Here is a 1,126-nt window from a genome sequence, read left to right as displayed (position 1 = left end):
GCGCCAGTGTGCCACGCCCCCCGCCGGCGGGGGGCGCCGGCGGGGGGCGTGGCACACTGGCGCGACCGCGGGCCGGGCCCGCGGGAACACCTCGGGCCGCCGGTGCCGTTGCACCGGATGCACGAGCAGGACCAGGTAGGCCGAACGACACGCGTGCTCCGGGGTCGGTGCAATTCCGAACCGGCGGTGACAGTCCGCGAGCCCCCACCCCACCGGGTGGCGGGCCGACCCGGTGGGACTCCGGGACCGACGGTGAGAGTCCGGACGGGAGGCAGCACGCGGGGTCGCACCGGTGCGCCCGCACGCTGCCCGCGGCCGTCCGCCGCGGGCCGTGGCGGGCTCAGCGCGCGACCCCGGGGTCGGCGGTGCGCTGACGCGCGCCCGTCCGCACCCGCGCCTCCCCGCGCGCCCCGGAGCGCTGCGACGGCGCGGGAGCGAGGGGTGCGGTGAGCGGGACGGACGAGGGCGCGGAACGGCCGGGGGACCGGCGCGGGGCCGAGGTCGCCGCCATGCGCCGCGCCCTGCAGCTGGCCGCCCTGGGCCCCGCCACCGGCCCCAACCCGCGCGTGGGGTGCGTCCTGATCGACGACGCGGGCCGCCCCCTGGCCGAGGGCCACCACCGCGGTGCCGGCACCGCGCACGCCGAGGCGGCCGCGCTGGCCGACCTGGCCGCCCGCGGCCTGAGCGCCCGCGGCGCCACCGCCGTGGTCACCCTCGAGCCGTGCACCCACACCGGCCGCACCGGCCCGTGCGCGCAGGCCCTGCTCGCCGCCGGCGTCCGGCGCGTCGTCGTCGCCGACACCGACCCCAACCCGGCCGCCGCGGGCGGCGCCGCGCTGCTCGCCGCCGCCGGCGTCGAGGTGGAGACCGGACTGCTCGCCGGGCAGGCCCGTGCCCTCAACGAGCGCTGGGCCACCGCCGTCGGCCGCGGCCGCCCCTGGGTGACGTGGAAGTTCGCCGCCACCCTCGACGGCCGCTCCGCCGCCGCCGACGGCTCCAGCCGCTGGATCACCTCCGCCGCCGCCCGCGCCGACGTGCACCGCCTGCGCGCCGAGCACGACGCCGTCCTCGTCGGCACCGGCACCGCCCTGGCCGACGACCCGGCCCTGACCGTGCGCGCCCCCGA

Annotated in this window: 1 protein-coding gene and 1 riboswitch; the gene reads left to right on the top strand. The window is 81.6% G+C overall.

Features of this window, described 5'->3' with window-relative positions; translation table 11 throughout:
* The first annotated feature begins 149 nt into the window (after window positions 1-149).
* A riboswitch (FMN riboswitch) is annotated at window positions 150-282 on the top strand.
* 227 nt (window positions 283-509) lie between these two features.
* Window positions 510-1,126, top strand: a 617-nt coding sequence (gene ribD, locus GTR00_RS21445) for a bifunctional diaminohydroxyphosphoribosylaminopyrimidine deaminase/5-amino-6-(5-phosphoribosylamino)uracil reductase RibD (protein ID WP_166613523.1), incomplete at its 3' end; no start/stop codon positions are given.

This window comes from Kineococcus indalonis, assembly GCF_009906395.1.
GTDB classification, from domain to species: Bacteria; Actinomycetota; Actinomycetes; order Actinomycetales; family Kineococcaceae; genus Kineococcus; species Kineococcus indalonis.
This window is presented reverse-complemented; position numbering and strand designations above follow the sequence as displayed.